Consider the following 19,913-nt stretch of genomic DNA (forward strand, 5'->3'; position numbering starts at 1 on the left):
ATGTATGAAGTTATTTTTGGATGAGGGGACCTTACATGTTAAAATTTATCTTCGCACTTTTTCTTATTGTAATTTTTACGGTTACAGGTTTCTTTACATTTTCATACTTTGCGACAGGAGAGTATGATGGGGCAGGTATCATATATACCACTGTTCCATTTCTTTCTTAAGCAAAATAAATAAAACGAGCTTAATTTTATTAAGCTCGTTTTATTTATTAATATCCATTTTATTGGTAAATCGATAATATATCTCCCAATATAGCAACCTCTTTAAAACTGTTTAACTGCATTACCGATACCCCAAATTTCATTACTGTACTGCAAAATCGTTCGATCGCTCGCAAAATGACCAGACTGTGCAATATTTAAAATAGACATTTCTAGCCACTTCGTTCGGTTCTCATAAGCTCTACCAACAGCTTCTTGTCTTTCAGCATACGGACCAAAATCTCGCAGAACGAAATATTCATCGTTTTGAATAACGAGAGAATCGTAAATTGCTTCAAATTCAGCTCCCGATTGTGCAAAGAAACCATTTGTTAATTGATCAACTATTTTTTTAATGTGCCTATTGTGGTGATAATAATCACTTGCACGATACCCACCATTTTGATAGTAATGAAGAACCTCTTCGGCCGTTAAACCGAAAATAAAACAGTTATCCTCACCGACCCGGTCTTTTATTTCAACGTTAGCACCGTCTAGCGTTCCGAGTGTAATCGCACCATTCATCATAAATTTCATATTACCTGTTCCCGATGCTTCTTTACTCGCCGTTGAAATTTGTTCACTTACATCCGCTGCTGGGAATATATCTTCAGCTAAAGAAACTCGATAGTTTTCTAGAAAGATAACTTTCATATATTGACTGACATACGGGTCATTATTTACTTTTCTTGCGAGTTCATTTATTAATTTAATAATTTTTTTCGCGTAATAATAGCCAGGTGATGCTTTCGCTCCAAAAATAAAAGTACGCGGATAAAATGTAAAACTAGCATCCTCTTTCAAACGGTTATACAAATATAAAATATGAAGAACATTTAATAATTGTCGTTTATAAGCATGTAATCTTTTCACTTGCACATCAAAAATAGAATTTGGATCAATGGTAATCCCCATTGTATTATGAATACGCTCCGCTAAAATCTCTTTACGCTCTTGTTTTACCTCTGCAAATTTCTCTTGGAAACTCGCATCATATTGAACTAATTGTAGCTCTTGAAGCTTAATCGGTTCTTTCTTCCACTCCGTTCCAATCGCCTCTGAAATGAGATTTGTTAACTGTGGATTTGCTTTCATAAGCCAGCGCCTATGAGCAATTCCATTCGTCTTATTATTAAACTTATCTGGATAAAATTCATAAAACAATCGCATTTCCCGCTGCTTTAATATTTCCGTATGAATTTTTGCTACACCGTTTACGCTATGGCTACCGACAATCGCTAAATGAGCCATTTTCACAAGGTCATGTGCAATAATCGCCATTGCTTCAATACGATCCCACTCATACGGATACTGTTCCCACAGTTCATGACAGAAACGTTCATTAATCTCTTCAATAATCATATAAATTCTCGGTAATAACGGTTTAAAAATGTGAATTGGCCACTTTTCGAGCGCTTCTGATAACGTCGTATGATTCGTATAAGAAATCGTCTGCGTCGTTATGTGCCAAGCTTCTTCCCATGCTAACTTTTCTTCGTCTAGTAAAATACGCATCAGTTCCGGAATTGCTAAAACCGGATGTGTATCGTTAATGTGGATCGCAATTTTTTCATGTAGTTGACGAAGGTCACCATATCTTTCTCTATGCATTCGAACGATATTTTGCAAACTTGCTGATACGAGGAAATACTGTTGTTTTAAACGAAGTATTTTTCCCTCATCATGCGTATCATCTGGATATAAAAACTCCGATACAGCCTCTGTTTCACGCTTATATTTCAAAATATCTTTGCAGTTTTGCGGGAAAGGAACTGGTTCAGCATTCCAAAGTCTAAGTGTATTTACAGTACTCGTCTCATAGCCAACTACCGGCACATCATATGGCACGGCCATAATGACTTCTGCATTTGTATGCCTAAACTCTAAACGCCCGTCAATTTCTAGCGGTTCAACACTGCCGAAATAACTTACTTCTACAGCTTGATCATACCTTCTTACTTCCCATACGTTTTCATGAAGAAGCCACTGTTCTGGAAATTCAACTTGATAACCATCAACAATTTTCTGATCAAACAAACCATGTTTATAACGAATTCCACAGCCGTGTCCTGGTAAGTTTAAAGATGCGAGTGAATCGAGAAAACAGGCTGCTAAGCGTCCAAGCCCACCATTACCAAGGCCTGCATCTGCTTCCACTTCTTCTAACTCTTGTAATGAAATCCCTAGTTCAGATAACCCCTGCTCGCATACATCTCGAATACCTAAATTCAAGATGTTACTTCCAAGCAAACGTCCAAGCAAAAACTCAATAGACAAGTAATACATTTGCTTTTTCTCTCCGGATCGATAACTCTCGTTCGTTGCAATCCATTGACTATTCATATACTCACGTACCATATGGCCGAGTGTATTATATTGATCACGAGTTGTAGAATCTTTAAAACTTTTACCATACATCGTCTCTAACTTTTCTAGAAAAGTTGATTTAAAACTTTCAACATGAGTAAACATTTTTTCACCACCTACATGTTATTCCATGAGACTTTTATACAATTCCTTATAAGCAAGAGCCGATTGCTCCCAGCTATAATCTTCAGTCATCGCTTGTTTTACAAGCTGCTCCCACACTGGTTTATCATGATAGAATTCAATTGCACGATGAATCGTATGCAGCATGTCATGTGCATTAAAATTCGTGAAACTGAAACCATTTCCTTCTCCAGTTTCTTCATCATAAGAATGTACCGTGTCGTTTAACCCACCTGTTTCTCTTACAATTGGAATCGTACCGTATGCTAATGCGATAAGTTGTCCAAGTCCACACGGTTCAAACAGCGATGGCATTAAAAACAAATCGCTTCCCGCATACACTTGGTGAGCTAATTCTTCATTAAATCCGATATAAACTTTTACCTTCTCCGGATACTCATATGCCATCCACTCAAAGAATTGCTCATATTCCGAATCACCTGAACCTAAAATAATACATTGTACATCTTCTTCCATTATTTCGCGGAATACAGTACGTACTAAATCAAGACCTTTTTGCTTCGTTAATCTCGTTACCATTGAAATAATTGGTGTATCCTCTTTTTCTGGCAAACCAAAATAACGCTGCAAGGCGCGTTTATTTTCACTCTTTTCATATAATGACTCTGCATCATACTGGGCCTTAATATACGAATCCGTTTCTGGATTATATACGCTCGTATCAATACCATTTACAATGCCGCTAAGCTTATCATTATATTTTCGCAGTAATCCATCTAACTTCTCACCGAAAAATTCATATTGAATTTCTTCTTTATACGTCGGGCTCACCGCTGTAATTTGATCCGAAGCAATAATACCGCCTTTCATAAAGTTTACGTTTCCATAAAACTCTAGCTGCTCACTATGAAAATATTCATCACCAAGCTCTAACAAGTCGTACATCACTTCAGGAGGAAATACACCTTGGAACTGCAAGTTATGAATCGTATATACCGTTTTAATACGCTCATATAACGGGTTATCTTGATACTTTTCACGAAGTAAGAAATTAACCATAGCCGTATGCCAATCATGGCTATGAAGAACATCCACTTCAAAATCAAGGTGCGGAATACACTCTAACACTGCTTTTGAGAAATAAGAAAAACGCTCTCCGTCATCGTAATGACCATACAGAGAATCTCTCTTAAAATAATATTCATTATCTATTAAGTAATACGTAATTCCGTCTTGCTCACCTTTTAAAATTCCACAATATTGATTTCTCCACCCAAGAGGGACGTTAATTACTTTATGTAACGTACATCCATCTCTTAACTTTTGCGGAATGAGACTATAATTCGGAAGTATAATACGAACGTCCACTCCTAATTTTTTTAGCTCTTTTGGGAGCGCACCCGCTACATCAGCTAATCCTCCCGATTTCACAAACGGTACACATTCTGATACTGCAAATAAAATATTCACTTGTTGTCCCACTGCGCGAAAAGTTTTTATTACTCCTCTTGCAGCTTCCTCCCTTCGAGTTTTCATTTAAATTAAAACTTTAATCAGTGGAGGAAAAAGCCCCCACTGATTCTTTAGGAATAACTATTAATCGTACTGTTTTGTACGCTTCCTTTTTCTACAACATACGGCTCATCGGCGCTTCCTTTTAATACGACACCGTCGCCAATTTTCACGTCTTTATCAATAATAACACCGTCTATTATACAGTTATCTCCAATTTGGCTCTTTTGCATAATAATACTGTTACGAATAATTGAACCTTTTCCAATTTTAACCGAACGGGAAACAACACTGTTTTCGACTTCCCCTTCAATAATACTGCCATTTGCAATCATTGTATTTTTCACGACTGCACCCTTTAAATAACGAGTTGGTGGCTCATCTTTTACTTTCGTAAAGATCGGTGCTTCTTTCTTAAATAATTGCTTCCAAATAGCAGGTTGCAAAATTTCTAAGCTATGTTTATAGTAACTTTCAATCGAGTCAATAATTGCTACATATCCAGTATGTTCATATGTAGCAATGTGTAATGATTTCCCGCGCTTTTCTCTCACTACATCAAATAAACTGTATTGTTCCACACCTTTATATGACTCAAATAAGTCTAACAATAATTGTTTCTTTAACACGTATGTTTGAAGCGAAACCCCTTCATGGCAAACTTCTGTAATATCAGCTGCCGTATGTATATGTCGCTCTAACACCGCTTGAAAATTTAATGCTGTTACGAGATGGCTATTCGTAATAACAACGTACTCTTCTCTGCTTCTTAGAAAATAATCAATATGTCTTCTAAAGTGTGCAAAAGACCCAAATTCATCTTGGTCACATTGGCAGTTTGGCGGGAATAAAAATAGTCCGTCTCGTTTTCTATCTAAATCCCACTGTTTTCCTGAACCAACATGGTCCATTAACGAACGATTTTTATGGCTTGTAAAAACTGCCACACTATGAATACTAGAATTCACCATATTTGAAAGCATGAAATCAATGAGTCGATAACGGCCCCCAAACGGTAACGCCGCTAGTGAACGATGCCCTGTTACTTTCTTTAAGGAAGGAAAACTTCCCGTTGCATTAATAATTCCTAACATTTTTTCTCCCATTCATTTCATCCCCCTTTTCTATTTCCCTTCAGCAATTAATACTACATCGTCAACATTCTTTTCTGGACGAATGATTGTTCCATCTTCGATAACCATTTCTGATCCAACAATCGCTCTTTCAATCACAACATTTTTACCAATCTTAGCCCCTGGCATAACGACAGAATCAATCACCATACTTCCTTCTTCCACCGTCACTCCTTGGAATAACACAGAATGCTTCACGTCCCCTTCAATGACGCATCCTTCGTTAATAAGCGATTCTTCTACTTTCGCCTTTTCAGCAATATATTGAGGCGGTTCGTTTGGATTGACAGAGTAAATACGCCAATTACGATCGTTTAAATTCAGTGATGTTTCATCGCGAAGCAAATCCATATTCGCTTCCCATAAGCTCTTCACCGTTCCAACATCTTTCCAATATCCTTCAAACGGATACGCCATTAACTTCTTCCCTTCATCCAATAAAAGCGGAAGTACGTCTTTTCCGAAATCGTTACTAGATTCAGGGTTTCTTGCATCCATCTCTAAATACTCTTTCAAAATTGACCAATTAAAAATATAGATTCCCATTGATGCAAGATTACTTCTTGGAAATTGTGGTTTCTCTTCAAACTCAACAATCTCCATTTCTTCATTTGTATTCATAATGCCAAAGCGACTCGCTTCATCCCAAGGTACTTCAATAACAGAAATGGATACGTCCGATTCTTTCTCAATATGGTAATCTAGCATCTTACTGTAATCCATTTTATAAATATGGTCGCCTGATAAAATAAGAACATACTCTGGTTCATATTGACTTAAATAGTTTAAGTTTTGATAAATGGCACTTGCCGTACCTGTGTACCACTTCACACCTGAAGACTCCGCATAAGGAGGTAATACTGTGACTCCACCGCTTACTCGGTCTAAATCCCATGCATTGCCGATTCCGATATAATTATGAAGTTCTAGTGGTTGATATTGCGTTAAAATCCCAACCGTTTCAATACCAGAATTTGCGCAGTTACTTAGCGTAAAATCAATAATGCGATATTTACCACCAAATGGAACAGCTGGCTTGGCTAAATTTTTTGTTAATGCACTTAATCGACTACCTTTTCCCCCTGCTAGTAACATTGCTACGCACTTTTGTTTTTGAGCCATCTTGTTTTTTGCTCCCCTTTCTCGTCTTCACTGGTCGTAATATGGATACGCCAAATGGTGGAATTGTAATCTCTACATGTGCTGCTTGATTATGGTACGGTTCTAGAATCGTCTTAAGACGTTTCTTATTCACTTGCCCCGAACCGCCATATTGCTGTGCATCACTGTTTAAAATCTCGTTATAATACTCGAAATCTGGTACACCTACTTTATAGTTTTCATATGTAGCTTTCGTAAAATTACATACGATAACTAACGCATCCTCTTGTTTATCCCCTTGGCGGATAAACGAGAAAATACTTTGCTCGTTATTATTAGCATCAATCCACTGAAAACCTTCAGGCGAATGATCAAGCTGCCAAAGTGGTTTTGAGCGCTTATACAATGCTATGAGCTCTTTAAAGTAATCATGCATATAACGATGCATTTCAAAATCATGTAAATTCCAATCTAAATCTTCAAGGTCTTTCCACTCATCAAACTGTCCGAATTCCCCTCCCATGAAAAGTAATTTCTTTCCTGGGTGAGTAAAGAAATATCCATATAATAAACGAAGCTGAGCAAACTTATCCCAGTAATCACCTGGCATTTTATTTAATAACGACTTTTTCCCATGAACGACTTCATCATGAGAAAGCGGTAATATGAAGTTTTCAGAGTACGCATATAGCAAAGAAAACGTCATTTTCTCATGAATGTGTTTCCTATATTCAGGCGCACACTCCATATATTTCAGCACGTCATTCATCCAGCCCATGTTCCATTTGTAATTGAATCCAAGCCCACCTTCATACGTTGGAGTTGTTACAAGTGGCCAAGCTGTTGAATCTTCTGCCGTCATAAGAAAATCTTCATCCTCTGCAAACACTGCTTCATTCAACTCTCTTAAAAATGAAACAGCATGCTCATTACTTTGCTCTTGTCCTTCTTTATTCCAGTACAACATGTTCGCAACTGCATCTACTCTGAAACCATCAATATGGAAATATCTCATCCAAAATAACGCATTTGAAATTAAGAAATTACGTACCTCTCTCTTTCCTAAATCAAAATTGACAGTTCCCCATACTGGATTTTCTTGTACATCTTTATCTTTATATTCATAGGTCGGTGTGCCATCAAACAAATATAAACCGTGAGCATCTTTACAAAAATGCCCCGGCACCCAATCTAAAATGACACCGATTCCATATTTATGACATTCGTCGACAAAATACATTAAATCATGCGGTGTACCAAATCTACTCGTCGCTGCATAATATCCCGTTCCTTGATATCCCCAAGAACGATCATATGGATGCTCAACAAGCGGCATAATTTCAATATGTGTAAATTGATGTTCCACCACATATGGAATGAGTTCTTCTACCATTTCCCTGTAAGAATACAGTGTTCCATCTTCTTTCTTTTTCCAAGAACCAAAATGCAATTCATAAACTGTCATCGCTTCTTTATAAATCGATTTTTTCTTTTTCTTACGAGTCCAGTTTTTATCATTCCATTCATATCCCTTTATATCAAAAACTACAGATGCCGTATTCGGTCTTACTTCTGCATATACAGCATACGGATCTGCCTTTAAAATGACGTCACCAGCCAACGTTTCAATCGCATATTTATATATTTCTCCTTCTTCAATATGCGGTATAAACAAGGACCAAATGCCTTCTTCTGTCACTTGTAGCATTTTATGTTGCTCATAATCCCACTCATTAAAATCTCCAACAACACTCATTGCTTTCGCATGAGGAGCCCACACTGTAAATCGTACCCCTTGAATCTCATCTTCCGTCACAACATGTGCGCCAAAGATGTTATAACTTTCATAGTACTTTTCTGTATGAAACTCATCTCGTTTCACTTCTTCACAATTTATTACACTCAATATGCTCACCTCACTTAGATGACAGAATTTTTTATACTTTAACTATTTCTGCGAAAAACTGCAATACCCTTGTTAATTTATAAAAAATATTCGTTTTTTTCTTAAAAACGTTAGTTTTTCTTCACATTTCCGTGTAAAATATCGAATTTTGACGAATATTCATTGAAAACGCTTTATTATCCTTCTATATTTTTATCAATTATTTTTTCTCAACCTTTATTTTATTATGTTTATCCTATTTTTCATGCTATTTTCCACTCAAAATCAAAACAAAATAATCTGTCATAAAAAAAATGTTTCTCAATATTTTTTGTCACAATTTTATTGAAATGCGAAATTCATAAGCATATACTTGTTCTCAATAAAGAACATTGTTCTTTCGTAACTACAATTCATAGCGGACTACTATGTTTACTTATTTATCCTTGTTGCGAACGGTTGCTATACAAATTTAACTAGGAGGCTTTCTTATGTCATTAAAACAAAAAGTAGGAATGGGAGTTATCACCGCTTCACTTGGCTTATCCCTTACATTCGGCGGTGTATTCGCCTATTTCAGTGATTCAGAAACATCAAGTAACTCATTTCAAGCTGGAACACTAGATCTTTCTATTAATCCAAGTGTAATCGTTAATGTGAAAGATTTAAAACCAGGTGATTTTATTGAAAGGAACTTCAAGCTTGAAAATACAGGTACATTGGATATCGCAAAAGTAGCACTTGAAACATCATATGAAGTTACAGATGCAAAGCAAAATAATGACGGTGAAGATTTAGGTGATCACATTATCGTCAAGTTTCTAGTAAATGATGGACAGCCATCTAATCCAAACGATGATCATGAGATTGTGTGGGAAACAAAACTATCACAATTAAAAACTATGAAACCTGAAGATGTCGCTACGTCTCTAGAACGTCATAACTTAATAGATGGTATTAAATCTGGTGAAACAGATTACTTACACGTCCTCTTCTCATTTGAAGATAACGACCAAGATCAAAATAAATTTCAAGGTGATTCCCTGCAGCTAAACTGGACATTCCATACTGAGCAAACGGCTGGCGTGGAGAAATAATTTTTAAAAATATAAATTACCGGAGGCCTATAAATGAAAAAGAAAAATCGTTTTGTTACCGGAATTGTAACAGCTGGCGTTTTGTTTTCAACTGCTATTCCGTTCAATGTACTTGCTGAAAGTCCTATTAACCAAATTGAATCTTCAAATGCTCATTCTATATTATCTAAGCTTTCTAAAGAACAACGCCTGGCATTACAAACGGTAGATGCCAACCCTGGTTTTACAATTTCACCAGATATTAATACGAGTAGTTCTGAGCCTGTAAATATCATCGTAGAATTTCAAACTGCTCCAGTAAAGATTAATGAATTAAAACAAAAAGAAAAAGGATTACAGTCTGCTCCTGAAAATATAAAAGCACGTATTGATCAAGAACATGAAGAATTCGAAAAAGGACTAAAACGTCTTTATCAATTCAGCCCATCAGTAAAATCAGGAAACTTCCAGTCTGTACAAATTAAACGTTCTTATAAGCATGCGATAAATGGTGTTGCGATGACATTACCAGCAAATACAGTAGAAGAATTGTTACGAATTGGCGTTGTAAAACGTATTTGGAAAGATTACGAAGTGAAATTAAATTTACCAAAACAAGCTGAGCAAAAAGCGCCTCAAAAACTAACAGATAGCATCCCGCAAATTGGAGTAGATAAGTTACATAGTGAGGGCATTACCGGAAAAGGAATTAAAGTTGGTGTATTAGATACAGGTATTGATTACAATCATCCTGACTTAAAAGACGTATATAAAGGCTATCGCGCGAAACCTGGTGAGGACTCTAGCAAAGTAGACCTAAACTCAGTAAAGGGTTGGGACTTTATTAATAATGATGCAGATCCAATGGAAACTACTTATTCAGAATGGCAACAATCTGGTGCTCCTGAATTTGATAACCGTGGTTCTTCCTTCTACACAGCCCACGGCACTCACGTAGCAGGTATCGTTTCTGCCCAAAAGAAGAACCAATCTGATTCAGCAGTAAAAGGTGTTGCACCTGGCATTGAACTGTATAACTATCGTGTACTCGGACCATACGGAAGTGGAGATAGTTCAGGTATTATCGCTGCAATTGATAAATCCATTTCTGACGGTATGAACGTTATTAACTTATCGTTAGGTGATGATAGCAACAATCCTCTTGATCCAACATCTATCGCTGTTAATAACGCGATGCTTTCAGGCGTTGTTACAGTCGTTGCTGCTGGTAACTCTGGACCGAATCCATCAACACTCGGATCACCAGGTGCTTCGCCATTTGCTATTACGGTTGGAGCCAGTGATAGCTCTATTTCCTTACCGAAACTATCAGGTCATGCTGGACAATTACAATTTCCTAACCTAATTCTATTCGGCAAAAACTTCACTGATAAAATAGAAGATTTCAAGGGACAAACTTTACCTATTGAATATGTAGGAATTGGTACGCCTGACGAGTTTAGTAAAAAAGATGTAAAAGGAAAAATCGCTCTCGTTGCACGCGGTACACTGTCATTTGATGAAAAAATTGCTAATGCAAAACAAGCAGGTGCAAAAGCCGTTATTATTTATAACAATGTGGATGGAGAAATTCCTTTCTACGTTGGCGAAAGTACAAAATACATTCCAGCATTCCGCCTAACGAAAGAAGAAGGTGAAAAACTAAAAGCTCAAATCGAACAAGGTAGCACCTCCTTAACTCTCGATGAAATTAATTACATTCAAACAGAAGGCGATCATCTTGCAGACTTTAGCTCACGCGGTCCTGTTACAGCAAATGATGATATTAAGCCTGATATTACAGCGCCTGGTGTCGCTATCCTTTCAACAGTTCCTGAATATATTAACGACCCGCAAGAGGGTGAAAACTACGCTGTTTCCTATGAGCGTATGCAAGGAACATCTATGGCTTCTCCTCATATCGCTGGCGTTGCTGCTCTAATTTTACAAGAACACCCAGACTACTCTCCGTTCGATGTAAAAGCGTCTCTTATGAACACAGCTAATGATTTAAAAGAAAAATATTCCGTATATGAAGTTGGAGCTGGGCGAGTAGATGCTTACAACGCCGTTCGTACAGAAACAAGCTTTAAAGTATTAGATACGACACAAACTGTTGTAAATGATGAAGTAATTGAAGTACCCGAAGAAACTGGATCTATTGCATTCGGTAAGTTTTATCAAAAAGACGGTGAAGCTCTTGAACAAAAACGAAATATAAAAGTAACTAATCATAATAAACAAGAGAAAAAAGAATTTAAAACAGAAATTTCTTATACACCAGCATCGTCTACTATTAACGATGCTGTCGCAAACGGTGTAAAAATCTCTGCTCCAGAAACAATTACTCTTGATGCTGGCAAAACAGGTGAAATTGAAGCAAAAATTAATGTTCCAGCCGGTGTGAAACAAGGCCGATATGAAGGGTACATTCATATTACGAACACAAAAAATAAAGAAGAAACATATCAAATCCCATTCTCTATTCGTGTATCAGAGCCTGGTATTGAAAATGCAATACTATCAAGAAAAGCAATTTCAACTGATACATCTAAATTCAATCCATACGGTGAATCGTATGTTCACGGAGCATTCCAATTAAACAGCGAACTTGAAACGTTAGATCTTATCGTAAAAGATTCCAAAACAAATAAAGCTCTTGGCTTCATTGGAACATTAAACACGAGTGGCCTAAAAACTGATGTGTATTACTACTTAGATTCATTCTTTAATGGAAAAGTGTATCCTTTTACAAATGATCCTGCAAAACCAATCGGTGATGAGAAAATCAACTTACCAGAAGGAGACTACACCATTGAGTTTGTCGGTTATGATAAGGCTGGGAAAGCACGTGTAAAAGGTGATTATGTTGTAATTGATAATACACCACCAGAAGTGAAATTAACTGGATTAAAACCTGGTATTTACGAGTTAAATGAAGAAAATTATACAGTAGAAGATGGCAAAAAAGCACTATGGATTAAAGGAAATGTATACGATTCAAACGTTGATTACTTAAAAGGAAAAGGATTAAACATTACGCAAGAAGCGAATGGCGTTATGTACTATGACTATTCTCCATACTTGCATAAGTTTTTACCGATTAATGCAAATGGCGACTTTAAAGTTGGCATTACACCTGACTCCTTCAGAACGGAAGGTCCAATGAACACAGGCGTATATATTTTCGATTATGCAACTGCAGGTCCTGACTATCCAAACGGTGTAAATAACTACTGGTTTATCCCGCAAGGTGCTCAATATGCAAAAACTAGTTACGATAAAAAAGAATTATATAAAAATGACGAGTTCACAGTAACACTAAACGCGAAACACGTAAAACAATTTGTTGCTGGGCAATTTAATGTAAACTTCCTAGAGAAGAACTTCAAATTTGCAAATGCGAAATTTAATCCTGCTTTTGAAAAGCTACTTTCCCAAAAAGGGGTAACCGCAAAAGTAAATGAACCGAAACTAGAGGCAGGCTCTGTTACAGTTGGCGGAGCTATCGATGACAAAAATTTTGCTGGATTAGATGGTGATTTCCCGTTCATTGATGTAACGTTCAAAGTAGAAAATGATGAGTTTTATGAAGCAAACGCTCAATTAGAATCACCAATTTTTGTTTACTGGAAACAAGGTGAATCAGAACCAAATAGAATGCGTGTACTTCAAGATCAAACATTCTCAGTTATGTCCTTAAACTCATTAGTAGAAGGAAATATTAAACCTGGTGCATTCTTAAATGAACGCGGATATTTAGATGAAAAGTTCGATTATACAAAGCTTGGCGTAAAAGTATATGCGACTGATTCTTACCGTCATAAGTTTGAAGGCTCACTAGATAAATACGGATACTTCAAACTAAATGGACTTCCAGTTAATAAACGCGACTATAACTTATATGTAGAGGTGCCAGGACATTTAACAAGCCGCCTAACAACGAAACTTGGTACTGAAAAAGACGGTAAGTTGCTTGGCCAATATTATTATGCAAGACCTGACGAAAACCTTGCCGGCGATGTAAATGGTGATAAAGTAATCGATATTAAAGATGCTGAAATCATTGCTAGCAACTATGGTAAAAAAGGACTAACTGTAAAAGACGGAGATCTTAATAAAGATGGTATTGTCGACGAAAAAGATATTCGCTTCGTTGAAAAGAACTTCTTGAAAAAAGGGCCAGATGCATCTAAGTCACAAACACCTGTAGAAAAATCAAAAAGCGGTACACTGGCAGATATTTTAAAGAAATTAGGATTAACGCCTAAAAAATAATAAAGTGAAACTTTAATCAATTGAGGTTTTACTGCCCGGCAAATAGCGGAATAATAAAGAGCACTCTACGTAAAATAGAGTGCTCTTTTTCTATAAACGACCCTTATCCAGCAAAAGGGGTATATTGGGGATATACAAGGGAAACCGGAAAAGGAATTTATATTAAATTATATAAGTTCAGAGGTAAGAAGCAGTTTCCCACCTCTGAACTATTTAGCAATTATTATAGTACTGGTGCCATTGTTTCTTTTAATACTTTTACAGAATGAGCGAACTTCGCTTTTTCATCTTCATTTAGCTCAAGTTCTACGATTTCACGTACACCTTCGCGGTTAATTACAGCTGGAACACCTACGTAAGCATCTTTCTCGCCGTATTGACCTTCAAGGTATGCAGATACAGTTAATACGCTGTTCTCGTTGTTTAAGATTGCTTTAGTTACACGAAGTAGTGACATACCGATTCCGTAGTAAGTTGCACCTTTACGCTCGATGATATGGTAAGCTGCATCACGTACGTTTTCGAAGATTTTGTCTAAGTCTTCTTGTTTGTACTGTTCGTTGTTAGCTAAGATTGTTTCTAATTTTTGTACACCGATAGTAGCGTGGCTCCATACTGGAAGTTCAGTGTCACCGTGTTCACCAACGATGTAAGCATGAACGTTACGTGGATCTACATCTAAGTAGTCACCTAACATGTAACGGAAACGAGCAGAGTCTAAAGTAGTACCAGAACCGATTACGCGCTCTTTCGGTAAACCAGATTCTTTCCAAGTTACGTAAGTTAAAATATCAACTGGGTTAGTTGCGATTAAGAAGATTCCATCGAATCCGCTATCCATAATGCCTCGAACGATTTGTTTAAAGATCTTTGTATTTTTCTCAACTAAGTCTAAACGAGTTTCACCTGGCTTTTGTGGTAACCCAGCAGTGATAACAACTAAATCTGCATCTTTACAATCTGCATAGCTACCGCTCCAAACTTTTGTTGGTGATGGAGAGAATGGTACCGCATGGCTTAAGTCCATTGCTTCCCCTTCTGCTTTTGCTTCATTAACATCTACTAATACGAATTCTTCAGCTACACCTTGGTTGATCATTGAGTAAGCGTAACTACAACCTACAGCTCCTGTTCCTACTAATACTACACGATTGATACCTTTTTTCATGGTAATTTCCCCTCTCTATTGTTCACATATATTTTTTTATGATTGTTTAAGTAATTAATTAAAATACTAATTTAATGTTGTTTAACTTCTTTACATTCATATTGTAGCACGTATTATTGTGAAAAAGTTCACAAATTATGACCTATTTGTGAACTTTTTCACATAGAGTGTAAAGTTATTGGAATAGGTGTGGAATCCATTTCAATGGAGGCGTTTTCTTTAGATTGTGAAAGGGATTTTCTTGTGGTTTTTGTCGGTAAGTGAAATTATACCAGCGATTTTTAGAATATATCGACCGTAACTCCAAATATATCAGCGATTATTAAAATTTATCGATCGTAACTCAAATTATATCAGCGATTTTTGCAATATATCGACTTACCGACAAAACTCGACAATACTGACAACATAAAAAAGCTGTCTTCAGTAGATCACAGCTATTGAGAGAAAGCAGCTTCTTCTATATATTATTTATTTTCCACAGTAGCTCCCAGATGCATTTTCATCGGTTTCTCCAAGTGTAGGAGGCTACAGCCATACAGCTGGGGTAAAAGTTCAAGTTGAAGTTAATTCCTTCATATTCATACAGGTCCAAATAATTAACATGATTGTATTTACGGCTCTCTATGTACCCAACTGCAACAGCGAATACTTCATATTTCTTCTATTGCATAAAAAAGCAGACTATCCAAAGTCCATTTTTATACAACAAAAAAGAGATAGCAGATTATGCTATCTCTTTTAGTATGACCCGTACGGGATTCGAACCCGTGTTACCGCCGTGAAAGGGCGGTGTCTTAACCACTTGACCAACGGGCCAGTTCTGGCAGAGAAGAAGGGATTCGAACCCTCGCACCGCGTTCGCGATCTACTCCCTTAGCAGGGGAGCCCCTTGAGCCACTTGGGTACTTCTCTATAAATATGGCTCCGCAGGTAGGACTCGAACCTACGACCGATCGGTTAACAGCCGATAGCTCTACCACTGAGCTACTGCGGAACAATTATGGTGGGCCTAAATGGACTCGAACCATCGACCTCACGCTTATCAGGCGTGCGCTCTAACCAGCTGAGCTATAGGCCCATAATTGAAAAGCGGGTGAAGAGAATCGAACTCTCGACCAGAGCTTGGAAGGCTCTTGTTTTACCACTAAACTACACCCGCATTAAATTGTAAATGGTGAGCCATGAAGGACTCGAACCTTCGACCCTCTGATTAAAAGTCAGATGCTCTACCAACTGAGCTAATGGCTCATTTTGAAAGTGGTGCCGACTAGAGGACTTGAACCCCCAACCTACTGATTACAAGTCAGTTGCTCTACCAATTGAGCTAAGTCGGCTTGCGTTTTCAAAATGGTGGCTCGGGACGGAATCGAACCGCCGACACGAGGATTTTCAGTCCTCTGCTCTACCGAGCCTTTATGTAAAAATGGCGGTCCCGACCTGGGTCGAACCGGCGATCTCCTGCGTGACAGGCAGGCATGTTAACCACTACACCACGGGACCATTTGGTTGCGGGGACAGGATTTGAACCTGCGACCTTCGGGTTATGAGCCCGACGAGCTACCGTGCTGCTCCACCCCGCGATGATAAAATATTTACTTTAGAAAAAATGGAGGAGGTAGAGGGATTCGAACCCCCGCGCGACTCTCGCCGCCTGTCGGTTTTCAAGACCGATCCCTTCAGCCGAACTTGGGTATACCTCCGAGATATATACGTCTAATGGTGGACCTTGTAGGACTCGAACCTACGACCGGACGGTTATGAGCCGTCTGCTCTAACCAGCTGAGCTAAAGGTCCTTTATGGTAGCGGCGGAGGGGATCGAACCCCCGACCTCACGGGTATGAACCGTACGCTCTAGCCAGCTGAGCTACACCGCCATAAATGATATTAATATAAGTGGAGCCTAGCGGGATCGAACCGCTGACCTCCTGCGTGCAAGGCAGGCGCTCTCCCAGCTGAGCTAAGGCCCCATGTTTTTTAGGAATATCGGGAAGACAGGATTTGAACCTGCGACCCCCTGGTCCCAAACCAGGTGCTCTACCAAGCTGAGCCACTTCCCGTTAATAAAAGCGCGCCCGAGAGGAGTCGAACCCCTAACCTCTTGATCCGTAGTCAAACGCTCTATCCAATTGAGCTACGGGCGCATATGGTGCCGAGGGCGGGGGTCGAACCCGCACGGTGGTCACCCACCGCAGGATTTTAAGTCCTGTGCGTCTGCCTGTTCCGCCACCCCGGCATGTCATATTGAAAATTGGAGCGGAAGACGGGATTCGAACCCGCGACCCCAACCTTGGCAAGGTTGTATTCTACCACTGAACTACTTCCGCAAGACATGTATGAGTTATTTAATTAAAAGTGCGGGTGAAGGGAGTCGAACCCCCACGCCAAAGGCGCCAGATCCTAAGTCTGGTGCGTCTGCCAATTCCGCCACACCCGCATATTAATTTATTTAAGAAAAATGGGGCGACTGATGGGAATCGAACCCACGAATGCCGGAGCCACAATCCGGTGCGTTAACCACTTCGCCACAACCGCCATGATTTCTGGTGCCGACTAGAGGACTTGAACCCCCAACCTACTGATTACAAGTCAGTTGCTCTACCAATTGAGCTAAGTCGGCTAAATGGTGGAGGATGACGGGATCGAACCGCCGACCCCCTGCTTGTAAGGCAGGTGCTCTCCCAGCTGAGCTAATCCTCCATTTGCCTGGCAACGTCCTACTCTCACAGGGACAAGGTCCCAACTACCATCGGCGCTAGAGAGCTTAACTTCCGTGTTCGGTATGGGAACGGGTGTGACCTCTCTGCCATCATTACCAGACTGTATTCATTTAAGACAAGAATTATTATAACTCATTTACTTTCGAAAGTCAACAAGTTTTTTATATTCTTTCAAAACTAGATAACATTGCTTCATATTATATGGTTAAGTCCTCGATCTATTAGTATTCGTCAGCTCCACATGTCACCATGCTTCCACCTCGAACCTATCAACCTGATCATCTTTCAGGGATCTTACTAGCTTACGCTATGGGAAATCTCATCTTGAGGGGGGCTTCATGCTTAGATGCTTTCAGCACTTATCCCTTCCGCACATAGCTACCCAGCTATGCCCTTGGCAGAACAACTGGTACACCAGCGGTGCGTCCATCCCGGTCCTCTCGTACTAAGGACAGCTCCTCTCAAATTTCCTACGCCCACGACGGATAGGGACCGAACTGTCTCACGACGTTCTGAACCCAGCTCGCGTACCGCTTTAATGGGCGAACAGCCCAACCCTTGGGACCGACTACAGCCCCAGGATGCGATGAGCCGACATCGAGGTGCCAAACCTCCCCGTCGATGTGGACTCTTGGGGGAGATAAGCCTGTTATCCCCGGGGTAGCTTTTATCCGTTGAGCGATGGCCCTTCCATGCGGAACCACCGGATCACTAAGCCCGACTTTCGTCCCTGCTCGACTTGTAGGTCTCGCAGTCAAGCTCCCTTATGCCTTTGCACTCTACGAATGATTTCCAACCATTCTGAGGGAACCTTTGGGCGCCTCCGTTACACTTTAGGAGGCGACCGCCCCAGTCAAACTGCCCACCTGACACTGTCTCCCGGGTCGATAAGACCCGTAGGTTAGAATTTCAATACAGTCAGGGCGGTATCCCACCAGCGCCTCCACCGAAGCTAGCGCTCCGGTTTCAATGGCTCCCGCCTATCCTGTACAAACTGTACCAAAATTCAATATCAGGCTACAGTAAAGCTCCACGGGGTCTTTCCGTCCTGTCGCGGGTAACCTGCATCTTCACAGGTACTATAATTTCACCGAGTCTCTGGTTGAGACAGTGCCCAAATCGTTACACCTTTCGTGCGGGTCGGAACTTACCCGACAAGGAATTTCGCTACCTTAGGACCGTTATAGTTACGGCCGCCGTTTACTGGGGCTTCAGTTCAGAGCTTCGCTTACGCTAACCCCTCTCCTTAACCTTCCAGCACCGGGCAGGTGTCACCCCCTATACTTCGCCTTACGGCTTCGCAGAGAGCTGTGTTTTTGCTAAACAGTCGCTTGGGCCTATTCACTGCGGCTTTCCGTTAAGAAAGCACCCCTTCTCCCGAAGTTACGGGGTCATTTTGCCGAGTTCCTTAACCAGAGTTCTCTCGCACACCTTAGGATTCTCTCCTCGCCTACCTGTGTCGGTTTGCGGTACAGGCACCTTTTATCTCGCTAGAAGCTTTTCTTGGCAGCGGGGAATCAAAGACTTCGCTCCATAAGGAGCTTCCCCATCACAGCTCAGCCTTTACGATAAGCGGATTTGCCTACTTATCAGCCTAACTGCTTGGACGTGCACAACCAATCGCACGCTTCTTCTATCCTTCTGCGTCCCTCCATTGCTCAAACGATAAAGAGGTGGTACAGGAATATCAACCTGTTGTCCATCGCCTACGCCTGTCGGCCTCGGCTTAGGTCCTGACTAACCCTGAGCGGACGAGCCTTCCTCAGGAAACCTTAGGCATTCGGTGGACGGGATTCTCACCCGTCTTTCGCTACTCATACCGGCATTCTCACTTCTAAGCACTCCACCAGTCCTTCCGGTCTGACTTCACTGTCCTTAGAACGCTCCCCTACCACTGATACCATTGGTATCAATCCGCAGCTTCGGTGGTGTATTTAGCCCCGGTACATTTTCGGCGCAGAGTCACTCGACTAGTGAGCTATTACGCACTCTTTAAATGGTGGCTGCTTCTAAGCCAACATCCTAGTTGTCTAAGCAACTCCACATCCTTTTCCACTTAATACACACTTTGGGACCTTAGCTGGCGGTCTGGGCTGTTTCCCTTTTGACTACGGATCTTATCACTCGCAGTCTGACTCCTAAGGATAAGTCATTGGCATTCGGAGTTTGACTGAATTCGGTAATCCGATGAGGACCCCTAGTCCAATCAGTGCTCTACCTCCAAGACTCTTACACTTAAGGCTAGCCCTAAAGCTATTTCGGGGAGAACCAGCTATCTCCAGGTTCGATTGGAATTTCTCCGCTACCCACACCTCATCCCCGCACTTTTCAACGTGCGTGGGTTCGGGCCTCCATTCAGTGTTACCTGAACTTCACCCT

General features: G+C 40.0%; 9 protein-coding genes, 22 tRNA genes and 2 rRNA genes (1 of these 33 running past the window's edge). 3 read left to right on the forward strand and 30 right to left on the reverse strand.

Annotated features, from left to right (window positions below):
• Window positions 1-35 precede the first annotated feature (35 nt).
• Window positions 36-170 carry a hypothetical protein gene (locus ACX9TM_RS24640; RefSeq protein ID WP_000911075.1) on the forward strand — a complete coding sequence of 45 codons (135 nt, stop codon included), beginning with the start codon at window positions 36-38 and terminating at the stop codon, window positions 168-170.
• A gap of 102 nt (window positions 171-272) precedes the next feature.
• Here ACX9TM_RS24640 and glgP read toward each other — a convergent pair whose 3' ends face one another.
• From glgP to glgB, 5 genes are all read right to left on the reverse strand, one after another.
• The gene (glgP, locus tag ACX9TM_RS24645; protein WP_065382157.1) at window positions 273-2,681 is read right to left on the reverse strand and encodes a glycogen phosphorylase; all 2,409 of its coding nucleotides are present in this window, start codon (window positions 2,679-2,681) and stop codon (window positions 273-275) included.
• Window positions 2,682-2,699: 18 nt separating this feature from the next.
• Window positions 2,700-4,130 carry a glycogen synthase GlgA gene (gene glgA / locus ACX9TM_RS24650; protein ID WP_023901191.1) on the reverse strand — a complete coding sequence of 477 codons (1,431 nt, stop codon included), beginning with the start codon at window positions 4,128-4,130 and terminating at the stop codon, window positions 2,700-2,702.
• Between the two features lie 113 nt (window positions 4,131-4,243).
• Entirely contained in the window at window positions 4,244-5,278 is a 1,035-nt protein-coding gene (glgD, locus tag ACX9TM_RS24655; RefSeq protein WP_000504168.1) for a glucose-1-phosphate adenylyltransferase subunit GlgD, read from the reverse strand.
• Between the two features lie 18 nt (window positions 5,279-5,296).
• Window positions 5,297-6,427, reverse strand: coding sequence for a glucose-1-phosphate adenylyltransferase (gene glgC / locus ACX9TM_RS24660; RefSeq protein ID WP_000057619.1), 1,131 nt, complete (start codon window positions 6,425-6,427; stop codon window positions 5,297-5,299).
• Window positions 6,375-8,312, reverse strand: coding sequence for a 1,4-alpha-glucan branching protein GlgB (gene glgB, locus ACX9TM_RS24665; RefSeq protein WP_000111405.1), 1,938 nt, complete (start codon window positions 8,310-8,312; stop codon window positions 6,375-6,377). The genes glgC and glgB overlap by 53 nt, the downstream gene beginning before the upstream one ends.
• 470 nt (window positions 8,313-8,782) lie before the next feature.
• Between glgB and ACX9TM_RS24670 the strand changes: the two genes are divergently transcribed.
• Together ACX9TM_RS24670 and ACX9TM_RS24675 are read left to right on the forward strand one after the other, a co-directional pair.
• Window positions 8,783-9,388, forward strand: a complete 606-nt coding sequence (locus ACX9TM_RS24670) for a CalY family protein (protein WP_065382158.1) — start codon at window positions 8,783-8,785, stop codon at window positions 9,386-9,388.
• Between the two features lie 33 nt (window positions 9,389-9,421).
• Window positions 9,422-13,645: a S8 family serine peptidase gene (locus ACX9TM_RS24675; protein WP_063220422.1), complete on the forward strand. Its 4,224-nt coding sequence runs from the start codon at window positions 9,422-9,424 to the stop codon at window positions 13,643-13,645.
• Between the two features lie 223 nt (window positions 13,646-13,868).
• Here ACX9TM_RS24675 and ACX9TM_RS24680 read toward each other — a convergent pair whose 3' ends face one another.
• The 25 genes from ACX9TM_RS24680 to ACX9TM_RS24800 form a co-directional block, all read right to left on the reverse strand.
• On the reverse strand, window positions 13,869-14,813 hold the full coding sequence (locus tag ACX9TM_RS24680; protein ID WP_000715338.1) for an L-lactate dehydrogenase: 945 nt from the start codon (window positions 14,811-14,813) through the stop codon (window positions 13,869-13,871).
• Between the two features lie 747 nt (window positions 14,814-15,560).
• A tRNA-Glu gene (locus tag ACX9TM_RS24685) sits at window positions 15,561-15,632 on the reverse strand.
• A gap of 5 nt (window positions 15,633-15,637) precedes the next feature.
• Window positions 15,638-15,728: transfer RNA gene (locus tag ACX9TM_RS24690), tRNA-Ser, on the reverse strand.
• 7 nt (window positions 15,729-15,735) lie between these two features.
• Window positions 15,736-15,810, reverse strand: a tRNA-Asn gene (locus ACX9TM_RS24695).
• Between the two features lie 7 nt (window positions 15,811-15,817).
• A tRNA-Ile gene (locus ACX9TM_RS24700) sits at window positions 15,818-15,894 on the reverse strand.
• A 10-nt stretch (window positions 15,895-15,904) separates the two neighbouring features.
• Window positions 15,905-15,975 (reverse strand) — tRNA-Gly (locus ACX9TM_RS24705).
• Between the two features lie 13 nt (window positions 15,976-15,988).
• A tRNA-Lys gene (locus tag ACX9TM_RS24710) sits at window positions 15,989-16,064 on the reverse strand.
• A 10-nt stretch (window positions 16,065-16,074) separates the two neighbouring features.
• Window positions 16,075-16,150, reverse strand: a tRNA-Thr gene (locus tag ACX9TM_RS24715).
• A 14-nt stretch (window positions 16,151-16,164) separates the two neighbouring features.
• Window positions 16,165-16,228, reverse strand: a tRNA-Phe gene (locus ACX9TM_RS24720).
• Between the two features lie 12 nt (window positions 16,229-16,240).
• Window positions 16,241-16,316: transfer RNA gene (locus tag ACX9TM_RS24725), tRNA-Asp, on the reverse strand.
• A 3-nt stretch (window positions 16,317-16,319) separates the two neighbouring features.
• Window positions 16,320-16,396: transfer RNA gene (locus tag ACX9TM_RS24730), tRNA-Met, on the reverse strand.
• 27 nt (window positions 16,397-16,423) lie between these two features.
• Window positions 16,424-16,516, reverse strand: a tRNA-Ser gene (locus ACX9TM_RS24735).
• 17 nt (window positions 16,517-16,533) lie between these two features.
• Window positions 16,534-16,610 (reverse strand) — tRNA-Ile (locus ACX9TM_RS24740).
• A 4-nt stretch (window positions 16,611-16,614) separates the two neighbouring features.
• A tRNA-Met gene (locus ACX9TM_RS24745) sits at window positions 16,615-16,691 on the reverse strand.
• Window positions 16,692-16,711: 20 nt separating this feature from the next.
• Window positions 16,712-16,784: transfer RNA gene (locus tag ACX9TM_RS24750), tRNA-Ala, on the reverse strand.
• 16 nt (window positions 16,785-16,800) lie between these two features.
• Window positions 16,801-16,874 (reverse strand) — tRNA-Pro (locus ACX9TM_RS24755).
• A 10-nt stretch (window positions 16,875-16,884) separates the two neighbouring features.
• A tRNA-Arg gene (locus ACX9TM_RS24760) sits at window positions 16,885-16,958 on the reverse strand.
• Between the two features lie 3 nt (window positions 16,959-16,961).
• A tRNA-Leu gene (locus tag ACX9TM_RS24765) sits at window positions 16,962-17,050 on the reverse strand.
• 16 nt (window positions 17,051-17,066) lie between these two features.
• Window positions 17,067-17,141, reverse strand: a tRNA-Gly gene (locus ACX9TM_RS24770).
• 29 nt (window positions 17,142-17,170) lie between these two features.
• Window positions 17,171-17,251, reverse strand: a tRNA-Leu gene (locus ACX9TM_RS24775).
• 22 nt (window positions 17,252-17,273) lie between these two features.
• A tRNA-His gene (locus tag ACX9TM_RS24780) sits at window positions 17,274-17,349 on the reverse strand.
• A 9-nt stretch (window positions 17,350-17,358) separates the two neighbouring features.
• Window positions 17,359-17,434: transfer RNA gene (locus tag ACX9TM_RS24785), tRNA-Thr, on the reverse strand.
• A gap of 4 nt (window positions 17,435-17,438) precedes the next feature.
• Window positions 17,439-17,514, reverse strand: a tRNA-Val gene (locus ACX9TM_RS24790).
• A gap of 4 nt (window positions 17,515-17,518) precedes the next feature.
• Window positions 17,519-17,634, reverse strand: a 5S ribosomal RNA gene (rrf, locus tag ACX9TM_RS24795).
• 101 nt (window positions 17,635-17,735) lie between these two features.
• Window positions 17,736-19,913: ribosomal RNA gene (locus tag ACX9TM_RS24800) — 23S ribosomal RNA — on the reverse strand (it continues 744 nt past the right edge of the window).

The organism is Bacillus sp. LH1 (genome assembly GCF_057924895.1).

Coding starts and splice junctions, on each gene's coding strand:
- ACX9TM_RS24680 (WP_000715338.1), bottom strand. CDS start 14,813: ATGAAAAAAGGTATCAATCGTGTAGTATTAGTAGGAACAGGAGCTGTA.
- glgD (WP_000504168.1), bottom strand. CDS start 5,278: ATGGGAGAAAAAATGTTAGGAATTATTAATGCAACGGGAAGTTTTCCT.
- glgP (WP_065382157.1), bottom strand. CDS start 2,681: ATGTTTACTCATGTTGAAAGTTTTAAATCAACTTTTCTAGAAAAGTTA.
- glgC (WP_000057619.1), bottom strand. CDS start 6,427: ATGGCTCAAAAACAAAAGTGCGTAGCAATGTTACTAGCAGGGGGAAAA.
- ACX9TM_RS24670 (WP_065382158.1), top strand. CDS start 8,783: ATGTCATTAAAACAAAAAGTAGGAATGGGAGTTATCACCGCTTCACTT.
- ACX9TM_RS24640 (WP_000911075.1), top strand. CDS start 36: ATGTTAAAATTTATCTTCGCACTTTTTCTTATTGTAATTTTTACGGTT.
- ACX9TM_RS24675 (WP_063220422.1), top strand. CDS start 9,422: ATGAAAAAGAAAAATCGTTTTGTTACCGGAATTGTAACAGCTGGCGTT.